18 protein-coding genes are annotated in these 22,028 nt (G+C 49.7%); 17 read left to right on the top strand and 1 reads right to left on the bottom strand.

Features of this window, described 5'->3' with window-relative positions; translation table 11 throughout:
- Nucleotides 1–37 precede the first annotated feature (37 nt).
- Nucleotides 38–325, top strand: coding sequence for a stage VI sporulation protein F (locus tag ACAN54_RS09050; RefSeq protein WP_379153190.1), 288 nt, complete (start codon nt 38–40; stop codon nt 323–325).
- A 115-nt stretch (nt 326–440) separates the two neighbouring features.
- Here ACAN54_RS09050 and ACAN54_RS09045 read toward each other — a convergent pair whose 3' ends face one another.
- Entirely contained in the window at nt 441–1,370 is a 930-nt protein-coding gene (locus ACAN54_RS09045; RefSeq protein ID WP_379153188.1) for a C40 family peptidase, read from the bottom strand.
- Between the two features lie 326 nt (nt 1,371–1,696).
- Between ACAN54_RS09045 and ACAN54_RS09040 the strand changes: the two genes are divergently transcribed.
- From ACAN54_RS09040 to ACAN54_RS08965, 16 genes are all read left to right on the top strand, one after another.
- A complete protein-coding gene (locus tag ACAN54_RS09040; protein WP_379153186.1) occupies nt 1,697–2,737 on the top strand; it encodes an ABC transporter substrate-binding protein in 1,041 nt (346 codons plus the stop codon).
- A gap of 64 nt (nt 2,738–2,801) precedes the next feature.
- Entirely contained in the window at nt 2,802–3,728 is a 927-nt protein-coding gene (locus ACAN54_RS09035) for an ABC transporter permease (RefSeq protein ID WP_379153184.1), read from the top strand.
- Nucleotides 3,715–4,509: an ABC transporter ATP-binding protein gene (locus ACAN54_RS09030; RefSeq protein WP_379153182.1), complete on the top strand. Its 795-nt coding sequence runs from the start codon at nt 3,715–3,717 to the stop codon at nt 4,507–4,509. Before ACAN54_RS09035 ends, ACAN54_RS09030 begins: the two co-directional genes overlap by 14 nt.
- 155 nt (nt 4,510–4,664) lie before the next feature.
- Nucleotides 4,665–6,458: a sensor histidine kinase gene (locus ACAN54_RS09025; RefSeq protein WP_379153180.1), complete on the top strand. Its 1,794-nt coding sequence runs from the start codon at nt 4,665–4,667 to the stop codon at nt 6,456–6,458.
- Nucleotides 6,433–7,992 (top strand): response regulator transcription factor, encoded by a 1,560-nt coding sequence (locus ACAN54_RS09020; protein ID WP_379153177.1) that lies wholly within the window; start codon nt 6,433–6,435, stop codon nt 7,990–7,992. Before ACAN54_RS09025 ends, ACAN54_RS09020 begins: the two co-directional genes overlap by 26 nt.
- 148 nt (nt 7,993–8,140) lie before the next feature.
- On the top strand, nt 8,141–9,472 hold the full coding sequence (locus ACAN54_RS09015) for an ABC transporter substrate-binding protein (RefSeq protein WP_379153175.1): 1,332 nt from the start codon (nt 8,141–8,143) through the stop codon (nt 9,470–9,472).
- A gap of 106 nt (nt 9,473–9,578) precedes the next feature.
- Complete coding sequence (locus ACAN54_RS09010) at nt 9,579–10,475, top strand: carbohydrate ABC transporter permease (protein ID WP_379154183.1); 897 nt, start codon at nt 9,579–9,581, stop codon at nt 10,473–10,475.
- 3 nt (nt 10,476–10,478) lie between these two features.
- On the top strand, nt 10,479–11,318 hold the full coding sequence (locus ACAN54_RS09005) for a carbohydrate ABC transporter permease (protein WP_379153173.1): 840 nt from the start codon (nt 10,479–10,481) through the stop codon (nt 11,316–11,318).
- 34 nt (nt 11,319–11,352) lie between these two features.
- Complete coding sequence (locus tag ACAN54_RS09000; protein ID WP_379153171.1) at nt 11,353–12,465, top strand: rhamnogalacturonan acetylesterase; 1,113 nt, start codon at nt 11,353–11,355, stop codon at nt 12,463–12,465.
- Nucleotides 12,466–12,749: 284 nt separating this feature from the next.
- Nucleotides 12,750–13,541: an SDR family oxidoreductase gene (locus tag ACAN54_RS08995; protein WP_379153169.1), complete on the top strand. Its 792-nt coding sequence runs from the start codon at nt 12,750–12,752 to the stop codon at nt 13,539–13,541.
- Nucleotides 13,542–13,797: 256 nt separating this feature from the next.
- Nucleotides 13,798–14,520 (top strand): MgtC/SapB family protein, encoded by a 723-nt coding sequence (locus tag ACAN54_RS08990; protein WP_379154181.1) that lies wholly within the window; start codon nt 13,798–13,800, stop codon nt 14,518–14,520.
- Between the two features lie 83 nt (nt 14,521–14,603).
- Nucleotides 14,604–15,593: an aldose 1-epimerase gene (locus tag ACAN54_RS08985; protein WP_379153167.1), complete on the top strand. Its 990-nt coding sequence runs from the start codon at nt 14,604–14,606 to the stop codon at nt 15,591–15,593.
- A gap of 174 nt (nt 15,594–15,767) precedes the next feature.
- Entirely contained in the window at nt 15,768–17,573 is a 1,806-nt protein-coding gene (locus ACAN54_RS08980; protein WP_379153165.1) for an LTA synthase family protein, read from the top strand.
- Nucleotides 17,574–17,780: 207 nt separating this feature from the next.
- The gene (locus ACAN54_RS08975; RefSeq protein ID WP_379153163.1) at nt 17,781–18,794 is read left to right on the top strand and encodes a substrate-binding domain-containing protein; all 1,014 of its coding nucleotides are present in this window, start codon (nt 17,781–17,783) and stop codon (nt 18,792–18,794) included.
- A 23-nt stretch (nt 18,795–18,817) separates the two neighbouring features.
- Complete coding sequence (locus tag ACAN54_RS08970) at nt 18,818–20,680, top strand: cache domain-containing sensor histidine kinase (RefSeq protein ID WP_379153161.1); 1,863 nt, start codon at nt 18,818–18,820, stop codon at nt 20,678–20,680.
- A 25-nt stretch (nt 20,681–20,705) separates the two neighbouring features.
- Nucleotides 20,706–21,935: a response regulator gene (locus ACAN54_RS08965; protein WP_379153159.1), complete on the top strand. Its 1,230-nt coding sequence runs from the start codon at nt 20,706–20,708 to the stop codon at nt 21,933–21,935.
- Nucleotides 21,936–22,028: the final 93 nt, after the last annotated feature.

Here is a 22,028-nt window from a genome sequence, read left to right as displayed (position 1 = left end):
ACTGTGAATGGTTGGAATATGACAGGAGGTGCTGCGCGTGGGCTATCAGCAATTTGGAATCAGTCCCCAGCTAGTGGATCGCATCAAGCTGAAGATGAAAAATCCGGCTGTTAAAGAACGTATTAAGAATATGATCAACGGAGTCTCCAAACAGGAGCTTCAGGATCCTGCGGTGGTGCGCAGACTGGTGCGAAATGCCTCGGTAGTACTGGGGGAGAAGCTGACCTCCACGCAGGAAGAGCAAATTGTTAAATTTGTTATTGCGCAGAAGATTGACCCTAACAATACTTTTCATTTGATCCGGTTATGGGGAATGTTCCGGTAGTAATATGCAAACTCAGGATGACCCAGCCGGCCGTAAAAAATGCAAGGAGAGTCTGTACTTCGGCTACCCGGAGTCCTGATCCCCTTGCATTTTTACGTGATGGTGCGTTGCCGGTTTAAAGAACTCTTTGCATGTGTAGCATGACATTACTCCAGTAGCCAGTATCCAGATCACTGATCTGGACACCCGGATCACCCCAGGTATGAATGAATTTGCCGTTTCCGATGTATATGCCGACATGTCCCGGAACCGCATCACTCTCAAAACGTCCGGGTACTGTAAAGAAGATCAGGTCGCCAACCTCCAGTTCACTGCGGCTTACCCGTCTGCCTCGATTATCCTGGTCTTTAGCTAAACGGGGGAGGTCTACACCAAATTTCTTATAGACATGGCGAGTGAATGAGGAACAGTCGAACCGCTTGGTTTCCTCGTATGGTCCTGCGCCGAAGTCATACGGAACGCCGAGAAACCTTTTGGCATAGGCAACCAGTTCTCTGCTGTCTGCAGTGGACAGACTTTGGATACGCAGAGTATTGGCTGATTCGGGTCTGCCAGTCTGTTCAGCACGCTCCTTATCGGCGGGAGAAGCGACGTTGATCTCACCGGTACGGGAGTTCCAGCCGACTTCGGTCTGCAATAATTTTGACAGTGAAGTAGGAGTGATATAAATTTGACCGTTTCGACGAATCGGAGCATCCGGCAATTTTATTTTTTCCCCCAAGGAGAATACTTGGGTTGAATTCGGATGAAGCATGTACATTACATCGGTATAGCCGATTTTGGCATAGCCCCCGCTGGCGGTATCATCCTTCATCCGGTAACCGATAGAAGCGGCTGCCGGTTTCAGAGGGATCCAGTATTTACCTTGTTTATCGGTGAACGAAGCTTTTTCATAATAGCTGCCTGAAAGAGATCCGGCAGGCGTGACTGCATTGACCTTTGGCTTCTGATCGCTTGTGCCGTAGCTGCAAGCACTATTTGCTATAATTGCTGCAGTCAACAAAGCGGAGACAGTGATGGATTTTACAGATCGGTTTGTTGTCATAATGGCACGCTCCATATTCAAACTGTAGTATAAGTTTGCACAGTGAGCCCTATTTTATGTAGGAAGAGAAGAAGACAAGCGCTGTAATAATCACCCAGATAAATAAGATAAAGTCCAATATTGTGCGTTTATTGTAAAAAGTGGTCCTGTCATAAGTGATTGACGGAAAATGAACCTTTATATAAGATAAGCATATTATATTTACTTTTTAGTTACGGGCTTCGTGGCTGATTTTGCTTTAATGCTTTTAAAGATGAAAGTGTTACTGCTGAGACGCTACCCTTGAAGCACGCGCTGAATTCGTAAAAAGAAGAGGGGTTTATACGATGAGAACAAAGAAAATATGGCTAGGTTTAAGTCTAAGCGCGTTGCTGGCGGTTACTGCCTGTGGTTCCAACAATAACAATGCTGCGGATTCAGGAAAAGCTGATTCCGGGAGCGCGGATTCAAAAACTTACAAAATAGCTATCTCACAATATGTCGAGCACCCTTCTTTGGATGCTACACGGGAAGGGTTCCTCGCCGCTCTGAAGGACGCTGGATTGGTGGAAGGCGAGAATCTGAAGGTGGATCTGGAGAACGCCCAGGCAGACTCATCCAATAATCTGTCTATCGCCCAGAAGATAGCGGCTGACAAGAATGACCTTGTGCTGGGGATCGCCACACCTTCGGCTCAGGCTGTTGTTCAGGCAGAGGGCAAGGATACACCGATTCTGTTCGCGGCGGTCACAGACCCGCTGGATGCCAAGATCGTAACCGATCTGGATCATCCCGGCGGCAATGTATCCGGGGCTTCGGATACCAACCCTGAGTCGATCACACGCCTGATGACATTTATCGCCGAACAGTTCCCGAAGGTCAAAAAACTCGGCCTTATTATCAATGAGGGTGAACCGAATGCTGTCGTAATGGCTGATATTGCCAAAAAAGAGCTGGACAAGCATGGCATCGAGCTGGTTAAAGCTGCGATTACTAACACCTCTGAAGTGAAGCAGGCAGCAGAATCACTTGTTGGCCGTGTGGATGCCTTGTACATCACTCTCGATAACTCGGTAGTAAGCGCTGTGGATACGATCATTCAGACTGCTAATGACAACAAAATTCCGTTTTTCTCCGCTGACCGGGATACGGTAGAAAAAGGGGCTTTTGCAACCGTCGGGTTCAAATACTATGATCATGGCTACCAAGTAGGCCAAATGGCTGTGGAAGTGTTGAAAAACGGTAAGAATCCGGGGGACATGAAGGTGACCATGCAGGAGAAGCTGGACCTGATTATGAATCTCAAAGCTGCGGCGGCGCAGGGGATTGAAGTGACAGATGCTATGAAGGCTGAAGTTGCTGATCCGGATAATAATATTATTCAATAATTATGACAACAATGGGGGGAATCCGAAAGGAGCGCCCCTTGCCGCTTGAAGGAGGAAGTCAGCAATGGTTGATTCAATAATTGGAGCCGTGGAAATGGGCTTGTTATATGCTTTTATGGCTTTAGGTGTATATATTACATTTCGTATTCTTGATTTTCCTGATTTGACTGTGGATGGAAGCTTCACTACAGGTGGAGCAATTGCCGCGGTTATGATTACGCACGGCTATTCGCCGTGGCTGGCCACAATTTGTGCACTTGTCGGAGGAATGGCAGCGGGAATGTGTACAGGACTTCTGCATACCAAGGGGAAGATTAATGGCCTGCTGTCCGGTATTTTGATGATGATCGCATTGTATTCCATTAATTTGCGGATTCTGGATAAGCCTAACGTCTCAATCATGGGCGAAGATTCTTTATTTACCTCTATTAACCCTCTATTGGTAATGCCCATTGTGATGATTGCCGTCAAAATTCTGATGGATCTGTTTCTGCGTACCGATCTGGGGCTTGCTCTCCGGGCTACTGGCGATAATTCCAGAATGATCCGAAGCTTCGGAGTGAATACGGATACCACTACTATCCTCGGCATCAGTCTGGCAAATGGAATGGTGGCGCTCTCGGGTGCGCTGGTAGCCCAATATTCAGCTTTTGCTGATTCTACTATGGGGATAGGAATGATCGTGATTGGTCTGGCTTCGGTCATTATAGGTGAGGCCATCTTTGGAGCGGGAAATGTGTTCCGGGCAACGCTGGCAGTCATACTGGGTTCCATCGTCTATCGCATAGTTGTTGCGCTGGCGCTACGGGTTCCTTGGCTCAAGGCATCGGACCTAAAGCTGATCACTGCAATCATTGTCATTATTGCACTCGTATTCCCTTCGGTTCAGCGTTTCATGAAGCAGAAGAGAATGGCGCGCAGACGTAGTGTGGAGCTGGTGCAAGAAGCGCTGAACAACAAGAAAGGGGGCGCAGCCGATGTTAAAGCTTAATCGTGTATCCAAGCTGTTCAATCCGGGTACACCGGATGAAAAAATTGCGCTCCTCGGTATTGACCTTGAGCTTCGAAGCGGAGACTTTGTGACCGTCATCGGCAGCAACGGTGCTGGCAAGTCCACTCTGATGAATGTCATCTCCGGTGTGATGAAACCGGATCTTGGGGAAGTGCACATTGAAGGGAGCCCGATCAGCTCCCTCGCCGAGTTCCAGCGGGCCCGCTGGATTGGCCGGGTTTTTCAGGACCCTATGGCGGGTACAGCACCTCACATGACGATCGAAGAGAATCTGGCTATGGCCTACAAAAGAGGCCAGAGCCGCCGTATGTCTCTCGGTGTGTCTGCTGCACGCCGGACCCTTTTCCGTGAGCAGCTAAGCCGGCTTGGTATTGGTCTGGAGAATCGGCTAAGAGCCAAGGTAGGACTGCTCTCCGGCGGGGAGCGCCAGGCTCTGAGTCTGCTCATGGCGACCTTCACGAATCCGCAGATTCTGCTTCTTGACGAGCATACGGCTGCACTGGACCCCGCCCGAGCGGAGTTGATCACCGGGCTCACGGAGTCCATTGTCCGTGAGTTGAAGCTGACAACACTTATGGTTACACATAATATGGAACAGGCCATACGTCTGGGCAACCGGCTGATCATGATGGACAAAGGAAGCATCATACTGGATATTAATGAGGACCGCAAGCAGGATCTGACGGTTGAGCGGTTGCTTGGTGAATTTGAGGCCATCAGCGGACATAAGCTGGCGGATGACCGGATGATGTTGGGTTAGTTGCCAATAGGCAAAAGCAAATAAACTTGGATTTCAGTCAAATGTGACTGATATTCAAGTTTTTTTGGTTTATATTTCCATGGCAGGCGCTTTCGATTAATATATAATGAAGTACATATTTTACAACAGAATGAGAAAGCAGAGGGAGAGACATGATGTTGCATAGAAATAAGAGCGCTTTCAAGAATTCAGGAATTTTTAGCAAGATGATCATGCTGATTTCGTTTTTACTACTACTGTCGTTCTTGTTCTCTCTGATCTTCCTCCAATATGTCTATCGAATTTATGACCATCAAATTTATGAAAAAGCCTCAGAGGTGCTGGGTATGTCGTCGATCAGCATTGAGAACGAACTGAAAGAACTGGAGCAGCTATCCTTCACAGTTGTATCAGATGAACAGATTCAGAACTGTCTGCGCCAATTATTGGACAATCCTTCACCGTATCAGCGTCAGCTGCTCCACAACAAGATCATCAACCGGCTCGTGGCTTTTGCGGGTGCGGAGAAATATGTGTATTCGATGATGATATTGGATGCGAACGACGGAGTGATGACTGCGGGGAACAGGGAAGGACTGTCACAAGATCTGCAGGACCGGCTTAAACCGCTCGCGATCGAAGGTGCAGGCAGTAATGTATGGTACACCCAGGGAAGCAAAAATTCACTTCTGGCCATTCGACAAATCAAATCGTACACCGGGTCTACCTTCACACTGGACCATTTGGGAACCCTTGTCATCCGTATCCGCGTCGAACGCATTATTGCGGACAGCACCAGCACAGCGGAGGATGGCAGCCAGGTTATTGTAATGGATAAAGGTACCGGAGAGTCCATTTACCCGGTTAATCCGTTCCTTCTGCCGCAGGAACTGACTGAGGAAGTGCGTCGCCAGGAATCCTACAGAACCGTTAGCTACAGCAAGGGCACGTATTTTGTAGCCAAGACGAATTCTTCTTATATGGACTGGACCTACATTAATGCTACACCGTTCAATGAAATGTTCAGACAGATCACCTTTGTCAAAAGACTAGTGGTAGTCATCTTCGGTTGTATCCTCCTGCTGGGGCTGCTGCTGGGATACCGGCTGGCACGAAGCATTGCGCGGCCTATCTCCAAGCTGACACAAAAGATGCGGCGGATTGAGAAGGGCGACCTGGATAATCTTGAGGAGCAGGCGTTAGGGTTTGTCTCGCAAACTGCGCAGGATGAAGTAAGTCAATTGAACCGGACTTTCCAGATGATGATCCGGCGGATCCGGGAGCTGATCGACGAGAATTATGCCAAGCAGCTGGTGATTCGGGAGACAGAATTGAAAGCGCTCCAAGCCCAGATTAATCCACACTTTTTGTATAATACGCTGGAATCCATCAATTGGCTGGCAAAGGTCAACAAGCAGAAGCAAATTTCTGAAATGGTTGAGGCACTGGGATTTCTGCTCCGAAGTTCTATCGGGCTTAAAGACATGCTGATCTCCCTGGAAAAGGAGCTGAATATCGTCCGAAGCTATATAACGATTCAGCGCACACGGTTTGAGGAACGTCTGGATTTCAGGATGGATGTTCCTGAGGATCTGCTGGATGCGCTGATTCCCAAGCTCACGCTGCAGCCATTGGTAGAAAATGCAATCCGGTATGCGCTTGAGCCAAATATTGAGCCGTGTATTATTTCGATTACCATCACCAAGACGGAAAGCGGACTGGATCTGATGGTCAGTGACAACGGCCCGGGAATGACGGCTGAATTCATCCGTGAACTGCAGCAGGGCAACATTCAGACACGTGGAGAAGGGATTGGGCTGGCTAATATAACAGAGCGTATTCAGATTGTTTTTGGGCAGGAATGGGGAACGGACATTGAGAGTGAACCGGGAGAAGGCACTACGATTCATGTGCATATCCCGTATTGGAGAGGAGAAATAAGACATGTACAAATTGCTGCTGGTAGATGATGAACGCCTGATTCTGGAGGGGATATCCCAAGTGGTGGAATGGGGGCTTGCAGGGACCGAGCTGGTGGGAACGGCGCGCAACGGTCTTGAAGCGCTGGAACAAATTGAGCTGCTGGAACCGGACATTGTAATCACTGATATTTCCATGCCGGGGCTGGATGGACTTGGGCTTGTAGACCGCTGCAGCAGCAAGTATCCCGGGATAAAGTTCATCATGCTGACCGGCTATAAAGATTTTGATTATGCCCGCAGCGCCATGCAGCATGGAGTAAGGCATTACCTGCTGAAACCCTGCAATGAGCAGCAGATTCATGAAGCGCTGACGGAGCTTGTGCAGGAACTGGATGAGCAGAGCCGCCGTGAGCAATTTGTTACCGAGATGAAACAACGCCTTACCAAGGTGCTGCCGCATGTCAAAACACAATTTCTAAAGGAATGGATCTCCAATAAGATGTATGGCAGCCATGACCTGGATTATTACCAGGAGCTGTTCGGCATTGAGCTGGGCAGCAAAAACGTCCGGCTTATTCTTTTCAAGCTGGAGGATTCCTTTGAGTATGAGCATTTGTTCGCCCTGCAAAATATCGCCCAAGATATGCTATGTGAGGTGCTTCTCAGCACAAATATCGGATCACAACTTCTGATTCTTCTGGAGCAGCCGGAAGAAGCAGTCCCTCAGCAACATCTGCTTGAGCGGATTTCAAGTGTGAAGGAGGTATTTTTTAACTTTTATAAAATCCATGTTACGACCGCTGTCAGCGACCAGGGAAGGATGAGTGAGTCGCGCAGTCTGTTCAGGCAGACGCTGCAGTGCATGAGCCACCGCTTTTATCTGGAAGAAGGCAGTCTGATCACTGGCAGCGATATTCCCGAGGATGAGCTTAGCGGTCATGGCGAAATAGATCTGCAAGAGGAGCAGATCTGTCTCCTGATCAAAGCCGGGAATCAAAATGCAGTGGTGAACGAGCTGGACCGCTTATTTAGCGTACTTGCAGACCAGCGCTATGATATGAATGTAACGCGTTCTTATGTGCTTCAGCTGTATTCGGCTATGATCCGTTTATGCGTTCCAGACGAGCGCAGCAGCTTTACTTCCGGGCTGGCAGAGCTGGCAGAGCTGGGTACGCTGGGCAATCTCAAAGGTTTTGTTATGAGGGCGGCAGAACGACTTACTGGAATGTATGACCGCCATTTTGTGACCCGACAATCGTCCATTGTAGATAAAATGCTCCGGATCATCGAGGCGGATTATCAGAACTCGGAGCTGTCGCTCGGTTCGGTGGCTGCAGAGATGCTATATATGAATCCGGACTATCTCGGCAAAATATTCAAAAAAGTGACCGGCGAGAAGTTCTCGAATTATGTCACTAATTATCGGATCGGCAAGGCCTCTGAGCATATTACCCGCAGCGGTGATGTGAAGGTATTTGAGCTTGCAGAGCTGTACGGATTTGGCGGCAACGCGCAGTATTTCAGTCAGGTGTTCAAGAAGGTAACCGGGATGACGCCGACTGACTTTATGAAGCCTCAGTGATTGATTGAACACTTGGACCTGATTATTGAACAAAGATGACGGTTTTTTGTATTCAAGAAAGCGGCGGAATTTGAGAAAATCTATTCATGGAAGCGTTACCAGAACAACTGGACTTCCTACTCATTTCACTAAAAGGGGAGATATCCAATTGAAAAAGAGATTCGCATTAATGGCTGTTCCGATGCTGCTGTCTATACTGGCAGGATGCGGCGGCAACAATAGCAATAACGCCGCCAAGGATGCGGCTGCCACAAACGCAGCAGGCAACCAGCCAGCTGCAGCAACGGCCGCCAGCTCGTCAGATCCCGTAACCCTGCGGATTGCCTGGTGGGGCAGCGATACGCGTCATTCGTATACCCAACAGGTCATTGATATGTATGAAGCCCAGAATCCTAATGTGAAGATCGAACCGGAATATGCATCTTTTGATGATTACTGGAAAAAACTTGCTCCCCAAGCTGCAGCTAACCGCCTCCCTGATATCGTACAAATGGATGTTTCTTATATTAATCAATACGGCACAAACGGCCAACTGGAGGATCTGACGCCTTACCTGAACAAAACGATTCAGGTGGGGGATGTGAATGAGAATGTCCTCTCTACCGGTGTTATCGACAGCAAACAATATGGTATTCCGCTGGGAGTTAACGTACTCGGGTTCCAGTATGATCCTGCGTTGCTGAAGAAAGCCGGTGTAGATTCGATTCAAGAGAACTGGACGTGGGATCAATACAAAGAAATTGCCATGAAAGCCAAGGATGCCGGACTCTTCATGGACTCCTCGATGGCCGCGGATATTTTCTTCAACTACTATCTGCGTACTAAAGGCCTGTCACTCTATAATTCAGACGGCTCTGCTCTCGGGTATGATGACGATGCGCTGTTCACTGATTTTTTCGGGATGACATCTGATCTGATTGCCAAAGGGGCAGTACCGTCGCAAGATAAGCTGAGTCAGAATAAAGGCGTTATCGAAGAATCTGACATCGTCAAAGGAACTGGAATCGGTATGTGGCAGTGGTCCAACCAATATGTCGCGCTTCAAATCGCGGTGAACCGCCCGATGGAACTGGCCCCGATGCCGGGTCCGGATATGGAGAAAGGTCTGTATATGCAGCCGAGCATGTACTGGTCGATCACATCGAACTCCAAAGCCAAGGAAGAAGCAGCCAAGTTTATTGATTTCTGGACCAATAATGCTGAGGCGAACAAGCTGATCAAGGGCGAACGCGGCGTACCGATTTCGAGTAAAATCAAGGAATCGCTTGCTACAGAATTAACAGACTCCGGCAAACAGGTATTCAAATTCGTTGCTGATATGGAGCCGAAAACTTCACCGATGAGTCCTCCTGTAGGTTCACCTGAAGTGGTAGCCTTGCTGACTGACCTTGCAGAGCAGATGAACTTTGGCCAGATTACACCAGAAGCAGCTTCAACCCAGTTCCGCAAAGAAGCCAGCGAGATTCTTGCGAACCGCTAAAATGGTGATTGCCATACTGTGAATTTAACTGGATAGGAGTTGGAGAACATTGGGCTTAAGTAATCCCATTACCGTAAGTCCTGGCACTTATAGAGCGAAAAAATCGCTGGGTCAGCGGCTGCGCAAAAATTTGACGGGGTATGCCTTTATCAGTCCTTTCATTATCGGTTTCCTGTGTTTTACACTGGTGCCGATGGTCATATCACTGTATCTGTCTTTTACTAAATATAATCTGTTCGCTCCGCCGCGCTGGATAGGACTGGATAACTATGTCAAAATGTTCACCGGCGATCCGAAATACTTACATTCCCTTAAGGTTACGCTGCTGTATGTGTTCATCGGAGTGCCGCTTCGGCTGGGTTTCGCCTTGTTCGTCGCGATGATTCTGAATACAAAATCCAAGATGGTGGGAGCTTACCGTACGGTGTATTATCTGCCTTCTATCATCGGGGGAAGTGTTGCAGTCTCCATCATGTGGCGTAATATTTTTAGTGATACCGGTATTATCAACGGCATGCTTGGCTTCTTTGGTCTTGGACCGGTTAGCTGGTTTGGTAATCCGAATGCCGCACTGTTCATGCTGATTACTTTGTCAGTCTGGCAATTCGGCTCCTCCATGCTGATATTCCTGGCCGGGCTGAAGAATATCTCAGGTGAGATGTACGAAGCCGCGAGTGTGGACGGGGCGAGCTTTTTCCGTAAATTTTTCAAAATCACGCTGCCGCTGCTCAGCTCTGTCATCTTGTTCAACATGGTTATGCAGACGATCAGTGCATTCATGACCTTTGTTCCTGCCTATATCATCTCTAAAGGCGAGGGTGGACCAATGGATGGCACGATGCTCTATTCCCTGTATCTATTCCGTCAGGCCTTCATGTTCAACAACATGGGATATGCTTCGGCTATGGCTTGGGTGATGCTGCTGCTGGTCGGCATTATGACAGGTATTCTGTTCAAGACCTCCAAATCATGGGTCTTCTACGAATCGGGAGGAGGAAAGTGAGTCATGGCGAAGAATAAAATCAAATGGCCGATCTATCACATCCTTATCGGCGGGCTCGCCATCATTATGCTCTACCCGATTCTATGGATGATCATGAGCTCCTTCAAGGAAAGCCGTATGGTGTTTGTTACGGCTAAGACCCTGCTTCCGCATCCCTGGGAATGGGGGAACTATGCTAAAGGCTGGGAAGGGGTAGCCGGTTATTCTTTCGGTGTTTTCATCAAAAATTCGTTTGTAATTGTTATCGTAGCTACAATTGGAGCAGTATTTTCCTCATCGTTGGTCGCTTTCGGCTTTGCCCGCAATAAATTTGTCGGTCATGGTCTCTGGTTCGGAATCATGATGATGACACTGATGCTGCCGGCTGACGTCGTGCTTGTACCGCAATATATTATTTATACCAAGCTGAACTGGCTGGACAGCATCCGCCCGATTGTAATTCCGCAGTTCTTCGGAGTTCCATTCTTCATCTTTCTTATGCTGCAGTTCATCCGCACCATTCCCGGTGAACTGGATGAAGCGGCAACCATCGACGGGTGCGGCAAGTTCAGACTGTATTACAAAATCATCCTTCCGTTGATCCGTCCTTCGATGGCAACAGCAGCAATCTTCTCCTTCTATTGGCGTTGGGAGGATCTGCTGGGACCAGTGCTATATCTGAATTCACCGTCCAAGTATACCGTGTCCATGGGCCTCAAAATGTTCCTGGACAGTGAGTCCGTATCCAATTGGGGGCCGATGTTCGCCATGTCCGTATTGAGCCTGACACCGGTTATGCTGATCTTCTTCATCTTCCAGAAGCAGATCGTAGATGGCATCAGCACCAGCGGGCTTAAGGGCTAGATATGCATGCATGGGGAAAGGATGCGCTTCGCCTGTGAAAAGTTATTGTTTTGATTTTGGCATACAGGCTGCGGCACCCGGCTACACCAAAGTGAAGCCGGATAGCCTTTACAGTCCTGAGCAGGGCTTTGGCTTCACTCCCGGTTCATCTGTGTTTGGACGATTCCGGGGTGGTGATGATACTCTCGTGGGAGACTTTTGTATTCCGCAGAAGGCTAAGTTTCTGGTGGATATGCCGGATGGCATCTACCGGGTCACGCTATTGGTCGGCGATATACTGGCTGACACCATTACCACAGTTAGACCGGGCAATGGCAAATATGTCCTTGAAACGTTGAACGTTCCGGCAGGCCAGGCTTTGTATGAAGCCTTCGCGCTTAGAGTGAGCGGAGGGCAGCTAAGCCTGTCCTTTTCGGGACAGGCGCCGCGGATTAACACACTTGTGATTCAAGAGGATACCGAGGCGTTGGCGATTGTACTCGCTGGAGATTCAACTGTAACCGACCAGGGAGAGGAGGGTTATCCCTACGCGGGCTGGGGGCAGCTGCTTCCGCTCTTCTTCAAATCCGGGGTTGTCGTAGATAACCGCGCTTTATCTGGGCGCAGCACGCGCAGCTTCATCCAGGAAGGCCACCTCCAGGAGATCAGTGCCGTTCTCAGGCCACGCGATTACCTCTTCATCCAGTTCGGACACAATGATTCGAAGCCCGATGAAGCCAGACATACGGAACCGTACACGACTTATAAAGAGAACCTGCTCCAGATGATTATGGCCGCACGGAACGCTGGTGCCTACCCGGTGCTAGTCACTCCAATGCACCGGCGGCGGTTCGATCAGGCAGGCTTGATCGTGGATACCCACGGCGAATATTTAGCGGCAATGCAGGAACTAGCCGCTGACGAGCAGGTGCCACTGGTTGACCTGGCTTCCAAAAGCCGCAGGCTGTATGAAACTTACGGTCCGGAGGGTAGCAAGGACTTGTTCATGTGGAGTTATCCCGGTGAGTATCTATGCCACTCTGCCGGAGTACAAGATAACACTCATTTTCAAATCCTGGGAGCACGTCTTATGGCACAGCTTGTCGTGGATGGCATCCGCGAAGCCGGACTGAATGATCTGATTATTCACTTACGCCAGGGTGAATGAACGTAAGCAGTACTTTTCACTATATCAAGTTACAATAATTAAATATACCCAGCAGCGGTCCCCCATCCGGGGAGCGCTGCTGGGTGTATTTTTCATTGGCGGGAACCTTTTAGCATGTATTGTACATATGAGCATTAGCCGCCCTATGGAGCCAATTGACCAACACTGCACCTCCAAATACCCGAAGTTCCGATGATTTGCCGATTCACGACAAGGTATGCGAGGTATAAGTTAGGGAAACAACATAACTTGAACACGTAATTACTTAGGGAGGGACATCAGGTATGGCAGAACAAAGGCTTCAAGGCAAGGTAGCCATAGTCAGTGGAGGCGGATCAGGCATAGGACGGGCGTCTGTGCTGGAATTTGCCCGAAACGGAGCAAAAGTCGCGTTGCTTGACCGGACGGTTGAGAATGCCGAGAAGGTACGCCAGCAGGTGGAGGAAGAAGGCGGAGAAGCCATTGTCATTGCATGTGACATTGCTGAACCGCAGCAGGTGGAAGAGGCGGTGAAACAGGCTGCAGCGAAATGGGGCAGACTTGACATTGTCTTCGCCAACGCTGGTATTAATGGGGCGATGACACCTATTGAGACCATGGACATTGAATCTTGGGACCAGACGATCAACATCAACCTGCGCGGTACCTTTGCCACTGTTAAATATGCAATTCCATTCTTGAAAGAGAGTGGCGGCAGCATATTGATTAACAGTTCGATTAACGGTAACCGTGTTTTTTCAAATATTGGCTTCTCAGCTTATAGTACCACCAAGGCTGGGCAAGTCGCTTTTATGAAGATGGCCGCGCTGGAGCTGGCTCAATACAAAATCCGTGTCAATGCGATATGTCCGGGAGCGATCACTACCAATATTGACGACAATACCTATCCATCCGAGGATCTGAAGGAAGTGCAGATTGCTGTGGAATTCCCGGATGGCGGTGAGCCGCTGGAAAAAGGGCCAGGGCGTCCGGATCAGGTTGCTAAGCTGGCATTATTCCTGGCTTCCGATGATTCCGACCACATTACCGGTACGGAAATCTTTTGTGATGGTGCTGAGTCGTTACTGCACGGGTGACCTCTTCTAACCGATAATAAAAAAGCATACCTTGAATGAAACAGTGGTCTGGAGAAACGGACTCTGTCTTCTGCACTTGCGCAGCTCTGAACGGCTGCAAGCATAGCAGATCTCAGCGATGCCGTTTCTTCATTTTCTATTGATGAGACAACTTCACGTTAATATCCTTAATAAGGATCCCTTATTAAAGATGGCGCGGGCGTTGCTGCTTAGGTATACTATTTTTATCGTCTTAGAAGAGAGGGCATTTATGAGTATGGATCTAAATTTGCACATGGAATCGATTATCAAATTGCTTGTGGCCATGCTGTTCGGGCTGTTCATCGGGATTGACCGGCAATTGAAACAGAAGCCGCTGGGCATCCGGACCAGTATGGTCATCAGTATCGCGAGCTGTCTGGTGACGCTCGTCTCTATTCACGCTTACGACAAATTTGGTGGGACGTCGCATCCGAATATGGACCCCATGCGTCTCGCGGCGCAGATTGTCAGCGGGATCGGGTTTCTCGGCGCTGGTGTTATTCTCCGGCGCGGCGGGGATGCTATTTCGGGCCTCACCTCGGCTGCGCTGATCTGGACGGCGTCCGGGATCGGAATTGCGGTCGGGGCAGGCTTTTATATGGAAGCCGGGTATGCGGTTGTGCTGCTGATGTTCGCTGTCAATGCTGTCCCGCATCTGATCAAAGCCATTGGGCCTGGGGTGCTGAACAAGCATGAGATCTCTATCAAAATCATCATGGAGCCTAATTATGTACTGACGGATGTAATTCAGAAAATTGAGGAACGTCATGCCGTCGAATCCCGGAAGTCGAAGAGGAACGGAAGAACGATCCGCCGGATGAAAATCAAGGATCTGGATGATGGCAGACAAATGATCGATATGGTTATTTCCGCCCCTGACCGGGATTACGCAACAGAAATCTATTATGACGTGAAGAAAATAGAGCATGTAATGAGCGTTGAAGTAGAACAGTTGTAAAAATGACATGTTCCCTCCTGGACAGATGTGGTAATCTATCTAGGAGAGCGTCATTTTGAGATTATGGAAGGGAGAAACACACTATGACAATTACAGCTTATGAAGGACTATATGAAGGAGAGGCTGCGGTCTGGTTGAAGGCGGGCCGGTATGAAGCAGCTATTCTACCAGGCATCGGCGGCAATCTGATTTGCTTCCGCGATACCGAAAACGGTTACCGTTTTCTGCATGAGCCGGGTGCAGATGAGATGGATGCGTTCAAGGCGAACCCAGGAATCCACGGTATCCCTGTACTGTTTCCACCGAATCGTTATGAGGACGGGGAATTTCCATGGAACGGACAAACCTATCGTCTCCCGGTGAATGAAGAGGCTACGCACAACCATCTGCACGGATTCTTACATACAGCAGCCTGGCAGGTTGAAGAATTCGGCAGTGGGGTTAGTGAGAGCTTTGTTACGGTGTTCATCAAGGTCGACGAGAATCATCCATCGTATCAATACCTCCCGTTCAAATATACGGTCAAACTGCGTTATAGCCTTAGCGATGCCGGTTTGTCCCAGCAGCTTCTGGTGCATAATGATGGTAAGGAACTTATGCCGTGTCTGCTCGCATTCCACACTGCGATTAATGCACCATTTGCACCGGGAAGCACTCCTCAGGATTACCGGGTGAAGCTAACCATCGGGAACCGCTGGGAGCTCAGCAACCGTATGCTGCCAACTGGATCCTTCCAGGAACTGACCGCCGATGAGATTGCTCTTCGTGACGAAGGCTTGTATCCTTTTTATGCGCCAATGGACAATCATTACACTGCAGTCGCCCAGAATGGACGCAACCGCATGGAGCTTACGGACAGCAAGGCCGGAGTCACACTCGTATACGATGTGGGAACTTCCTACAAGCAATGGATGATCTGGAACAACGGCGCAACCGAAGGATTCTTCTGTCCTGAGCCGCAGATCAATCTGGTTAACGCACCTAAGGTAGATCTACCAGCAGATGATATCGGATTGTTTGGCCTGGAGCCGGGCGAATATTGGGAAGAAACCAGCCGTATTTATGTAAAATAAGTCACTAAGTGCGGGAGTTCAGTAAGCAGTGTTACGGATGGGGTGCAGCGAATGTGGCTGCGCCCTGTTTTTTTGCAGCTATATAGTATGAAGCTTAATTTATGAGGCCGCTTTAATGCTCCTTTAAGCTAAGAGGCGTATACTGTACGTTTAGTACAGATAGGAGTGAAAGCAATGCGTTATATTCTACCTTCCAAAAAACTTGGTTTTCTGCTGCTTGGCCTGCTGCTAGGCGGTTTCGTGCTGAACTTTTTTATTCAGGCGGCTTCGCTGGACATGAATTTCATAAGCGTGCTCCAGTGGATCGGGAAGTCTTATTGGCTGTATGTAGGCGGCAGCTTGTTCTTTTTCTTCGTGCTTATGGCCTTTTCGGCGATCTTACCCAATATGTATATTGGCCCGGTGATTGGGACTCTTCTGATTCTTCTGCTGGGTATCGCGAATTACAAGAAGCAGGGTACAACAGGGGAGCCACTGTTTCCTTGGGATTTGATGCTGGTGAAGAATGCCGGAGAAATGAGCAAGATTACGAAAGGTATGATTTCTCCGCTTGCGGCTATATTTGCTATTCTGGTGATTGCAGCGGGGGTATGGCTGCTGCTTAAGTTACCCAAGGTCAGAGTGCAATTGCCGCTGCGACTGCTGCTCACTGCGGTGTCAGCGGGTATGATGGCCGGTTTTGTGGTGATGGTCAGCGGACAAACGACCTTTGCTTCCTCCCTGAATTACCAGAATATTTTCTGGAACCAGAAGGTGAATTACTCCCAGAATGGCTTTGTGTTTGCATTCACAGGGAATCTGCGGCAGAATCTGCTGGAGAAACCGGAAGGATATAGCCGGGCGGCAATTGAAGTCATAGCTGCAAAATATGGCTCTTTGCCGGATACTCCTGCAGCGTCAAAAGCGGTGGAGCAGCCGAACATCATGTTCATGATGGATGAGGCGTTTTTTGATCCCACCCGGCTGCCTGGCCTCCAGTTCAGTGAAGATCCGTTGTCATTTATTCATCAAGAGGAAACGGTAACCCCGGCAGGGTACCTGCTTTCCCCTGAGTTTGGAGGCAATACGGCGAATGTGGAATTTGAAGCGCTGACGGGGATGTCGATGTATTTTTTGGGGGACGGGTCGATTCCTTATCAGCAGCGGATTGTCAAAATGTCCTCGCTTCCCTCCATCGTCAGCATCCTGAAGGAAAGAGGTTATCAGACGCTGGCTCTGCATCCGTTCGATGAGACATTTTACAACCGGAACCGGGTATATCCTGTACTTGGGTTTGACCGTTTTACGAGTGAGAAGGATTTACAGCATGCAGAGCGGATCACACCAGAGGGATATATTTCTGATAAAGCTGCAGTCCAAGAGGCTATCCATGAGCTGAAAGCTTCAGATACTCCGACCTTTTTGCACATGGTTACCATGCAGAATCATTTTCCATTTACCAAAGGTCATAATGGCCCGAATACGATCACTGTACATGGTGCTAAGGATTCCTGGAAGGATGAGCTCGAAACCTATGTTCAGGACACCAAGCTGACTGACGAGGCATTGTCTTATTTGCAGCAGGAACTGAAGACGATCGAACGGCCAACCATTGTAGTGTTCTGGGGGGACCATCTGCCGGCGTTGTCGGCGGGAATCTATACGGATGCTGGCTGGGACCAGGAACCCCGGCTGAAGCATGAGACCAAGCTTATGATCCTGGCCAATTATGATATCGGGAAGGAAAAGCTGGGAACGCTGAGTCCTGCCTATCTTGGACCAACCGTGTTCAAGCTATCTGGCCAATCGCTCCCGTCCTACTATAAAATGCTGGAGCAGGTGCAGACACAGCTGCCCGGCCTCAGTAAAAACGCACTGATCGGCGCAACAGACAAGATAACCACGGTGACTCCCGAACAGCAGCCGCTGCTGGATGATTACCGTATGGTGGAGTATGATCTGCTTGAAGGAGAAGGATATGCGGCAGATTTGATGTTCTGAGTAACCCTATTGTTCCGGAGAAAAATGATACTTTTGAAAGATGAGAATTCTGCTGTTATGGCAGAGTTCTTTTTTTGATTCTAGGAATCGGACAAGGGAATGTCTGGTACATTCATTGACGGAATCAGCATGTTGGACTTAACATATGAGGGTGGGAGCGGGTATAAAGCGAATAGCTGTTATTTTATTATTGAAAGGGGTTACATGTTGAAAAAGCTGGGGCTTGTCTATGTGCTTTTGATTGGCCTATTCCTGATTTATGTGCTGAATTACAAGCTGCAGCCGGGCCCCGAGGACCCTTGGGAAAATGCCGGTCTGCGCGGGAACATCGAAGATAAGTACGTGATGGTTACGTTCCAGATCGGCATAGATTACTGGAAAAGTGTGCTCAAAGGCTTCGAGGATGCGGCTGAGGAGCTGAATGTATCTGTAGAATATCATGGCTCAACCCAGCATAATGCCAATGAGCAGATGACGGTGCTGGAGCAGACGATAGCCAAAAAACCAGCGGGAATCGCCATTTCTGCGGTGAATTCAAAGCTGCTTACAGCTACGATCAACAAAGCGGTGGAGAGTGGAATTCCGGTAGTTCTATTTGATTCGGGGGCGCCTGACAGCAAAGCCTATTCTTTTCTTGGGACGGATAATTACAATGCTGGTGTTGAAGCTGCCCGCAAAATGGCCGAGCTTACCGGAGGCAAAGGCGAAGTGGCGGTGATTACAACACCTGACCAGCACAATCACCAGGAACGCACGGATGGGTTCAGTCACACGATCCGCAGTGAGTATCCGGAAATGAAGCTGGTATCGGTCAAGGATGGACGTGGAGATCAGGTAGCTTCACGGCAGGCGGCAGAGCAGCTGTTGATTCAGTATCCGCAGCTTCAAGGGATATTTGCAACAGAGTCGAACGGTGGAATAGGCGTAGCCGAAGCCGTGCAGGCGAAGCAGGGAGACAGTTCCACGCTACAGATTATCAGCTTCGATACCGATAAGGGGACACTCGACCTTGTAAAGGAAGGCAGGATTGCTGCGACTATGGCGCAAGGGACCTGGAACATGGGTTATTGGTCGCTGACCGAGCTGTTCCACCTGCACCGTGATTTGCAGCAAGACCGGGCGGCCTATGAGGGCAGCAAGCCGAGGCCCGTGCCGGATAATGTGGATACCGGGATTGATGTAGTGACCCGGGCCAATGTGGATAATTACTATGCCAAGTAGTGAGAAGCAGGGGAGGGCTGCCTGTGCGCAAGAATAGCCTGAATGTGGAAAAGCTGAAGCTGAATAACCTCCCGATCCGCTATAAGCTAATTATTCATTTTCTCTTAATCAGTATTCTCCCCTCCATCGGACTCGGGCTGCTCATCGGCTGGACAGTTGATCGGATTGTAGAGGAAAGAAGCAACGAGAATACAATGCAGCTTATCGGCAAAGTCAACTCCTCATTGGAAAATGAAGTGGAGGATCTCCAGAAGATCACCTACCTGATCTCATTTGACCCCGGTGTGCAGGCCTTTATGAACGGATCAATGAAGGATCCGGAGCAAGCTGGGAAATGGTACGAAGGCGGGGAGTCTGCGGAATATAACATCCGTAAATTTCTCCAGGGCTTTACCACCCTTAGCTCCGAAATTGCGGGTATTATGCTGGTTAATCGTGAAGGCGATTTCATCAGCAATGAGATGTATACCCGGCCGGGCACCTCTGTGATTAATGAGGCTTGGTATAAAGAAGCTGAAAACAATAAAGGGATATTCAAAATCATCGGTCACCCTTATGGCCGTGCCGTAATGTCACATGTGGACTATAAGGAGAGCGAGGTGGTGTCTGCTGTAAGAGCCATTGTTGACCCCGAGACACAAGTGGTTCAGGGGGTTGTGCTGATTGATCTGAAGCTAAGGGTCATCGCTGAAACAGCAAGAGACGTCACACTGGGCAAAACCGGTTATCTTACCGTCGTCGACAGCAGCGGGGAGATCATCTACGCGCCGCAACATCCTTTTATGAACAATATCCCAAAAGCGTTGTTCACTGAAACCTCGGGTTTTACATCAGAGACCGTGGCTGGCCGTCATCTGCAGCTGATTTATCGAACCTCTCCCTTTACGGGCTGGACCACCATGGGCGTGTTCCCAATGGACGAATCGGCCTATGGGGTCAGGGAGATTACATTCAATGTGGTCACCTTCGTATTTATCGTCTGCATGCTGGGGATGACAGCCTCGTTCTATCTGGCCTACTCGATTTCGCGTCCGATCGGTCAACTGGCCTCCTTCATGAGCAAGGCGCAGTCCGGTGATCTGACGATCCGTTACTGGGGCAACCGTTCTGACGAAATTGGCCTGCTGGGCCGCAGCTTCAACTCGATGCTGGCCCAGATTGCCCGGCTGCTCTCGTTGACAGAGCTTCAGGCCCGGCAGAAGCGGGAAGCGGAGCTGCGCAGCCTGCAGGCGCATATCAAGCCGCATTTTCTTTATAATACACTGGATACGATCCACTGGATGGCCCGCAACAAGGGGGCGGAGGATATTGCGGAAGTGGTTCAATCCTTATCCAAGCTGTTCAGGCTGGGCCTCAGCAAAGGCAGTGATCTGGTTCCGTTGTCCGACGAGCTGGAGCATATGGTGAGCTATCTGAAAATTCAGCAGGTGCGTTACAGCAGCAAGCTGGCTTACCGTATTGAAGTGGATCCGCAGCTTCACGAGCTATATGTGCTTAAGCTGCTGCTACAGCCCATTGTGGAGAATGCCATCTACCATGGCATCAAGGAGCGCCGGGGGCCGGGCCATATTTCCATCGAGGTGGTACAGCAGGCAAATGAGCTGTACCTGACGATCCGAGATGATGGGGCAGGAATGACCCCGGAACGGCTTGCTATGCTACAGGAGCGTCTTTCGGCTGTGGGCAGAAATGACGGAGATGCCGGGGAAATCGAGCAGCCGGTGCCGGGCAGTGCGGGTAGTGGCTACGGCATTCTGAATGTGCAGGCCCGCCTGCGGCTCACTTATGGAGAGCCCTATGGGCTGCATATTGAGAGCGAACGCGGTAAGGGAACGGTAGTAACTGTGCGACATCCCGTTGTCCTTGACAGCTATCCGGAGAAATGAATCTGATAGGGAGGAGCCGAAAGCAATGGAACCTTGGAAAGTAATGATTGCCGATGATGAAGCGATCATCCGTGAAGGGATCAGACGAAGTGTGGATTGGGAAGGTCTGGGGCTTCAGGTAGTTGCGGAAGCGGAGGACGGCGAGGAAGCGCTGGAGCTGGCCGTCCAGCATGAAGTACACATTGCCTTAGTGGACTTGAACATGCCGATCATGCATGGCCTTGAGCTGATGAAGCAGCTGCGGGAGAACCGTTCTGACTGTAAAATCATTGTGATTACCGGCCATGATGAGTTCTCTTACGCCCAGGAATCGATTCGTCTGCAGGTTCACGACTATATTCTCAAGCCTGCCGATCCCAAGCAGCTGATGCAGGTGCTTCGCGGAGTCAGGGATCAGCTGGTCTTGGAGAAGCAAAAGAGCCAGCATCTCCAGCAGGCCTCCCGGCAGATTCTTAAGAACTTCCCGCTGCTCAGGGAACGCTTCTGCCAGGAATGGCTGGAAGGGAATCTGAGCCGGGGCGAAATCAGGGAGCAGCTGCACTTCCTGCGCCTGCCGCCGGAGCGTCCTGAAGTTATCGGCATGATCCGCTGGAGGGAGACACAGAACTCAGGGATGCAGGAGAAAGAGCGGCAGCTGTTTCTTTTTGCGATTGAGAACATTGTGGCAGAGTTGTTTCAGGATTATCGTAAGGTAATCTTCCGGGATGCCGCAGGTCAGATCATCATTCTGTTGTGGGATGAATCTGGGGAACCGGTACTGGCCGGGGTTGAGGCCGTAGTGCGAAGCCATCTCAAGATCGCCGTTGAGGTTGGCATCCAATCTGTTGAGGGAGATACCTCAAGTCTGGCAGCCGCTTACCGCAAATGCAGAGTGAACCTCTCCAGGGAACAGCCCTTGTCCCCCTTGGTCCGCAGAACGAGGCAGTATATGCTGGAGCATTTTAATGAATACGGGCTCACTCTAGAATCTACTGCCGGCAGTCTTCAAGCCTCACCGGTCTACCTCAGCCGACTATTCAAGCAGGAACTAGGTGAATCCTTCGGGGCGTATCTGACCCAAATCCGCATCCGCAAAGCGGCGCAGCTGCTGCACTCCACAGAACTTAGCATTAGCGAAGTTGCGGAACGTACAGGTTACGAAACCCAGCATTATTTCAGTACCGCTTTTAAGAAGCAGACGGGCGTATCCCCGCTCCAGTTTCGCAAAGGTGTACTGCCGGAAGATGGAGAGCGTACAGGCCGCGAAGGAGAGTAAGACTATACTCATAGGCTATAAAAGGAACCACATGCGGCTTATCCCGTATGTGGTTTATTTATCGTCATAAATAAATCAAAAGTTCGACATACA

The organism is Paenibacillus diazotrophicus (assembly GCF_042610465.1).
The sequence above is the reverse complement of the archived record's forward strand: the minus strand, read 5'-3'. Positions and strand labels throughout refer to the sequence as shown.